The following is a 6,894-nucleotide window of genomic DNA, read 5'->3' on the forward strand; positions in this document are numbered from 1 at the left end:
CTATATGGTAATAAAAACTTAATCAGATTTTCTATATCATCATTTTCAGTATTTACCCCTTTTATCAATGGAACTCTAATCTCTACATTATATTTATTCTCTAAAAGATATTTTAGATTCTCTAAAATTCTTTCATTTCTAACTCCAGTCCATTGAAAGTGTTTCTCTGAATCTATCTGTTTTATATCAAATAGAAATAGATCCACATATTCAGAAACTTTCTCTATAACATCTGAAGTAGTATAACCACAAGTCTCTATTGCTGTATTTAGTCCAATATTTTTACAAGCCATCAAGAGATTTATAGCTGCTTCAGGTTGCATTAAAACCTCTCCTCCACCTAAAGTAACTCCTCCTCCAGACATCTCATAAAATGTACGATCTTCCTCTATAACTTTCAATAATTCAGATATCCCTTTATCCTCTCCAACTATTTTTAGAGCCTCTTGATTACATATATTTTCACATTTTCTACAACCTATACATTGTTTAGTCCTATCTATAGTGTGAGTATTATTCATACTCACACCATGGATTTCAACAGGGCAAACATCTTTACATCTATTGCAATTAATGCAATTATTACTTTTAAACATGATCCTATATTTTTTTTCCAATCCCTCTGGATTAGCACACCATTTACATCTTAAAGGGCATCCTTGAAAAAAGATTAAGGTTCTTACTCCAGGTCCATCATACATATTGTATTTTTGAACATTAAAAATTCTTGCTTTTCTTTCTAAATGCTTATTTTCCATAAGTTTCTCCAAATTTTAGAAGTGTGTTAACACCGTTCTGCTTATAATTTCATCTTGTACATCTTTACATAGCTCAACAAAGTACGCACTATATCCTGCAACACGAACTATTAAATCTCTATAAGCTTCAGGATTTTTCTGAGCTGCAAGTAGAGTTTCATTGTCTAAGTAGTTAAATTGCATCTCACCTAACTGTAGAGCACAAGCACTACGTAACAGTGTTATAATTCCATTTTCTCCCTCAGGAGTTTCAAGTAAACCAGATATTAACTTAAAGTTATGAACCATTCCTATATTCATACTGTCACATGCCATTTTAGAAACAGATTTTATTATTGCAGTAGGTCCTTTTGTATCTGCACCTTGAGTAGGACTTATTCCATCTGAAAGTGGAGTCCAAGCTCTACGTCCATTTGGTGTAGCTCCTGTTATCTGCCCCAATGGAGTGTTATTTGAAATAGAAAGTGTTCCATGACTAAGTATAGAGTAAAGAGTTCTGTATTTACGGTGCTCATTCTCTGTAAAATTGATTAAATCTGTTGCTATATAGTCTACATAGTCATCATCATTTCCGTATTTTGGAACTGCTAAACAATCTTTTCTTAAAGTTTCATATCCCACAAAATCCGCTTTTAATGCTTCTTTTATATCTTTTAGAGTATATTTTTTATCCTCAAATACAAGTTTTTTAATAACTGCCATTGAGTCAACATAAGTAGCTAGTCCACTCCATACAACTCCAGGACCAAAGTTATACATAGCCCCTCCAGCTTCAACACCTTTACCACTTTCCATACATCCTTCATACATTATTGACATAAGTGGCTTTGGAGCTAAATCCTTATGCACTTTTTGAGTTATAACAGTTGCTATACTTGAAAGTTTTGTTACATATTTTATTTGATCTTTTACCGCTTCTTCAAACTCCTCATAAGTTTTGTATCTTTCCACATCTCCTAAGTCTGGACAAACTTGCTTTCCATACCACAAAGTTGCTCCATTATTTAAAACTAACTCAATACAAATTGGCCACTGAGTGTAAGCTGTTGATGTCCACTGATATAGTCTTCCTGATTTTTGAGGTTCGACACATCCCATTAAGCAATAATCTCTCGCATCTTCAATTGAAACTCCTTTCGCTAACATCATCTTTATATGTACCTCATCAAAGTGACAAGCAGGGAATCCAAGACCAGCTTTTATAACTTGAACTATTTTCTTTAAATACTCATGTGGTGATGATTTATGAATACGACAAGCTAGTGATGGTTGATAAACTTTAACATGTCTAACTGCATCCATAAGCAAGTATGTTAAATCGTTTGTTGCATCTTTACCACATCTTGTAACTCCTCCAACACACATATTTACAAATGGTTGATATCCTGCGAAGAATTTAGATCCCCCTTCACTTGTTAACCACATCATCTCTGACATCTTAATTAACATACATCCAGCTATTTCAAAAGCTTCATATTTTGACATTCTTCCACTTTCAATATCAGCTTTAAACAGTGGATACATATACTGGTCCACACGACCAATTGACATTCCAGTTTGATTTTCCTCCACAACTAAAAGCGATTCAATAGTCCATACTGATTGAACTGCTTCCCAAAATGTTTCAGGTTTATGAGCTGGAACTCTTGCATTTATCTCTGATATTTTTAAAAGTTCAGCTTTTCTCTTAGGGTTTGATTCTTTTGCAGCTAATTGAGCGGCATATTCTGACATACGTTTAGCGTATATCATTACACCCTCAGCTGTATCTATTAATGATTTATAGAAATATATTTTTTCAATATCCTCTGGATTTGCATAATCTAAAGTTTCTAACTTTTCATTAGCCTCTTTAATTACATCTAGCATACCTTTATTCATTAAAATAACATCGTAACCAGGATTTGAATCTCCCCCTCCATTTACAGCATGGTATGAACAATCAGAAACAAACGATTCCCCTGATAGTTCCCAAAGTCCCGCTTCACGGAATTGCTGCTCACAATACTCATCTACTGATTGCCCAGCCCAAAATGGAAAAATCTCATCTTTTAAAGTTTTTTTATCAGCTTCAGATATATAAAATGGATCCTGTGGTCTTTTTGAAATTGTTTCTAATTCAGTTTCTAGCCATCTCCAAGCTATATCTGGAGAAAATGCACCAGCTCTTGGAGCTCCATTTGGTGATCCAACAATTAGCTCTCCATCTTGAATCACAAGAGGTGCTGTTTCACAACAATATTTAAAACTTTTTCCTCTTAATATTGCTTTTGGAAGTCCTGGATTTTCTTTAGCTATTTTTGTTAAAGCCTTAGCTCTATGAATAGTTATAGATGGAATCTGCTTTAAATAGTTCTCTTTTAATTTTGCCAATCTTTCAGTTATTTTTTCAGGAACTTCTTTACATTCATTAGTACAGTTATAACTTTGTTTTTCACAACTTTCACTTTTTATTTCATGGCTCACTCCTTGAAACATTTTAAGCAAAGCTTCTCTTTCTTCCACTGACATATTTTCAGTAGCTTTCATAAATTTATTTAAAAATTCTCGAATTTCCATATCCCACTCCTTAAGATAAAATATCTCTCAATATTTTTTCTAGTTTTTTTAATATCTCTAGCTCTTTATCTTTTTTATCTCTATACTTTTCCAGTAGAGCCTCAGAACTCTTCACTTCATAACCAACTTTTCTTATATATATCAGATTCATTGGAGAAACGTTATCTGAAGTCATACCTCTTCCTATAACACCACATCCTAGTGTCATTGATGGAAACAACTCTGTAGTCCCTCCCATACTTCCAAAACTTCCTGATGTATTTACCAAAACTCTTCCCACAGGTTTTTTTAAAGAAAACTCTCTAATTATGTTTTCATCCTTAGAATGAATTACTAAGGTATGTCCCTGTTTCTCATTTAATAGAAGCTCTATACATTTCTCACAGGCAGTCATCCAATCCTCTTCCACATAAAATGAGAGTATGGGACACAATTTTTCTTTAGAAAATGGATTATCTAAAGACACGTATCTCTCCTTTGAAATAAGTATCTTTGTATCTTTTGGTATGGTTATCTCTCCTCTTTGAGCTAAAAACTGTGCATCTTTACCTATATATATTTTTTTAAAATCTCCCTTTGAATCAAATATAAGATTTTTTATTTTTTCACTTTCAATCTCATTTAAAAAATAAGCTCCATTTAATTCAAACTCTTTTACCACTTCATTTAAAATAGCTTTATCCACTACCACTGCCTGCTCTGCTCCTGGCATGACTCCATTGTCAAAAGTTTTACTTATAACTATATCCAAAACAGATTTTTTTATATCAGCAGTTTTTTCAATAAATACAGGGGTATTTCCAGTTCTTCCATAAACCAATGTCTTTCCACTTTTATAAATCTCTGGTAAAATCTCCTCTACTCCAGTATTTAAAACCAAATCTACTCCATTATGATTCAATAGTTCTTTTGTTCCATTTAGAGATATTCTACTTAAATATGAGATAGCTCCACTTGGATACCCAGCCTGTTCAGCTGCTTCTATTATTAAATCTAATGTTTTTATCATTGTTTTTTTTGAATTTTTTTGTAGATTAAATATTATTGAATTACCAGATTTTACAGCTATTAAAACCTTATAAATAAGTGTAGATATTGGATTGCTCTCTGAACAAAATGCTACTATTACTCCTACTGGAACCCCAATATTAGATATTTTATTGTCCTGAGATATAATACCCACACATCTCATATCTTTTATTTTTTCAATAACATTTTCTAAAAGTAAATTTAACTTTGTTACTTTATCCTCTTTCACTCCAAAATCAATCTCATCATAGAGTTCAAAAGCTATCTGTTCAATATTCTCTTTTAATTTTCCCTCTATGCTATCTATAACTTTATCCAACTGCTCTTGAGAAAAAGTTTTTAAAATCTTTTGAACCTCTTTTGAATTCTCAGCTATTATTCTAGCTTCTTGCATAGAAAGCAAATCATTATCTATAATAGTCATTTTTAATTCCACCTCTTATTTTATAAGTTTGGAATAGCATACTTATCGATTATTTTCTGTATATCACCATGTGGTCTAGCTATAACTATTGAGCTATACAGATTTCCATCCTCCATATTATTTACTGCATTCACACCTGCATCCACTGCTGCTTTACAAGCTCCAACATCCCCTGTAACTATGACAGTTATATATCCTGATGCCACATTTTCATATCCTATTAACTCCACATCTGCCGCTTTACACATAGCGTCTGCCGCTTCTAAAGCAAACACTAATCCAAATGTTTCTATTAATCCTATTGCTTCTCTTCTTAACATTCAAGTCAACTCCCCTTTGATTATTGATCTATATCATGAACTGTTACTATTTTTCCAATCTCACTTATAGGTCTTGGCATAACATTTTTAGCTGTTAGTTTTCCCACTGCCGCTGCTGCCGCTGCCCCAGCCTCCACTGCCGCTTTAACTGCTGCCACATCTCCTTTTACCATTACAGTAACAAGTGTTGACCCCACATTTTCATAAGATACCAATTCAACATTAGCAGCTTTTAACATCTTATCTGCCGCTTCTAAAGCTGGAACAAGTCCAAGTGTTTCAACCAATCCTAAAGCTTCATTTCCGTAATATTTCATTTTATCCTCCAAACTTAATTATTAATCTTTTATAAAACTATTGATTATATCTTTGCTCTCTTTATTAGCTTCATAGTATAAAACTAAGTTTCCATTTTCATCTAAGTCTGCATTTACTTCTTCAATTAACCCATTTGCTTCAGCTGTCATCAAAGCATTTATTATAGAGTCCTTATTGAAAGATTTAAAGTTTTTATAATCCTTTTTTAAAGAATTCATCACATCATAAACAGATGAACTTCCATGTCTTGTAAAATACTTCAATATAGCATAGTTAAGTGGCATCATGACTATTCCTCCCTCTTTTTTAAGAAATCCAAAGGATTTACAGCAATTATTAAAATTCCAATAACCATTATAATTGCTCCTATCCAAGCTACCATAGGAAGAGCCCATCCATCTATTCCAACAACTACCCCTAGGAATAACCAACAGAAAAACGGTCCAAAGAATGAGTATGTTCCATTACATGCTGTTCCAAGCCCTGCTCCACACATACTGTTTCCTGTATACCAAGCTGTAAAAGAAACAAATGTTGCTAATCCACTTAATACAAACCAAAGCATTGCCGGTGAACTAGAAAAAGCTTTCATAGTTAATGTTATTGAAGTTGTTACATCTCCACTTAGGAATCCAAGTATTGGTAAAACTATAAATATATTTGTAAGTCCTGAAGTTAACTGTCTAACACATATTCCAATTTGTGGATCTACCATAGCTGATGCGTATCCTGCAACACACCCTTCAAATCCCCATCCAAAGGCTGCTATTATCGCTATAAAAATTCCTAGTAAAACTTCTGTTGAAATCTCTTCTCCACCAAAGCTTGTACTTCCTATTAAAAAACTTGCAGATACACATATAAATATTCCAAAAGCCATTCTTTTATTGATCTCTTGTTTGTAAAATACTTTTCCTAAAATTGCTGCTATTGCAGGGCATAGAGCTGATATTGGAACTATTATTGACCCCGCCATTTGAAGTGCTATAACATAAGCTGTTCCAGCTATTGGTCCTCCTAACATTGCTGCTAACATAAGCATTCTTCCAGGTTTTGTATTCAATGTTCTTGCAAAATCACCAAGTTTTCCTTGATAACCAGCATTACCTAAAGCCCAAAATGCGCTACATGTATCATTTATTGCATTTCCTAATGCCGCTAATAGATACACAATTACGAAAGTTGAAAGTCCTGCTAGATTAGGTCCATACCAATCAGCCCAAACCCCTTTTGTCATTCCTAAAGTTAAAAAAGCCGTATAAATACCATAGGTCATTCCTGAAAATAGTGCAATCTTAATACCCTTTTTTAAAAAATCCTTTTTGCTTTGTTCTTTTAAAGCTGCAATTTTTACTTCTTTTTCTAAAAATTCAGCTTCTGCCGTCTCCTTCAATATTGCTTCTGGCATAACTCCTCCTTGATACTCTTTTTCATAATAAATTGGGGAATTTATTATTTTTTTTCTGTTATAGCTTTAGTATAAACC

7 protein-coding genes are annotated in these 6,894 nt (G+C 33.1%); all 7 read right to left on the minus strand.

Annotated elements, in window-relative coordinates:
* The coding region (cutD, locus tag ACMOUI_RS13070; RefSeq protein ID WP_418966137.1) for a choline TMA-lyase-activating enzyme at positions 1-758 on the minus strand (758 nt) is incomplete at its 3' end.
* A gap of 15 nt (positions 759-773) precedes the next feature.
* Complete coding sequence (gene cutC, locus ACMOUI_RS13075) at positions 774-3,317, minus strand: choline trimethylamine-lyase (protein WP_418966138.1); 2,544 nt, start codon at positions 3,315-3,317, stop codon at positions 774-776.
* Positions 3,318-3,327: 10 nt separating this feature from the next.
* Positions 3,328-4,770: an aldehyde dehydrogenase family protein gene (locus ACMOUI_RS13080; RefSeq protein ID WP_418966139.1), complete on the minus strand. Its 1,443-nt coding sequence runs from the start codon at positions 4,768-4,770 to the stop codon at positions 3,328-3,330.
* Between the two features lie 20 nt (positions 4,771-4,790).
* Positions 4,791-5,090 carry a BMC domain-containing protein gene (locus ACMOUI_RS13085; RefSeq protein WP_418966140.1) on the minus strand — a complete coding sequence of 100 codons (300 nt, stop codon included), beginning with the start codon at positions 5,088-5,090 and terminating at the stop codon, positions 4,791-4,793.
* A 20-nt stretch (positions 5,091-5,110) separates the two neighbouring features.
* Positions 5,111-5,407 (minus strand): BMC domain-containing protein, encoded by a 297-nt coding sequence (locus tag ACMOUI_RS13090; protein WP_266187626.1) that lies wholly within the window; start codon positions 5,405-5,407, stop codon positions 5,111-5,113.
* Between the two features lie 21 nt (positions 5,408-5,428).
* Positions 5,429-5,695, minus strand: a complete 267-nt coding sequence (locus tag ACMOUI_RS13095; protein WP_418966141.1) for a hypothetical protein — start codon at positions 5,693-5,695, stop codon at positions 5,429-5,431.
* A gap of 2 nt (positions 5,696-5,697) precedes the next feature.
* Positions 5,698-6,816: a hypothetical protein gene (locus ACMOUI_RS13100; protein ID WP_418966142.1), complete on the minus strand. Its 1,119-nt coding sequence runs from the start codon at positions 6,814-6,816 to the stop codon at positions 5,698-5,700.
* Between the last annotated feature and the right edge of the window lie 78 nt (positions 6,817-6,894).

Source organism: Cetobacterium sp., from assembly GCF_048470075.1.
Lineage (GTDB): Bacteria > Fusobacteriota > Fusobacteriia > Fusobacteriales > Fusobacteriaceae > Cetobacterium_A.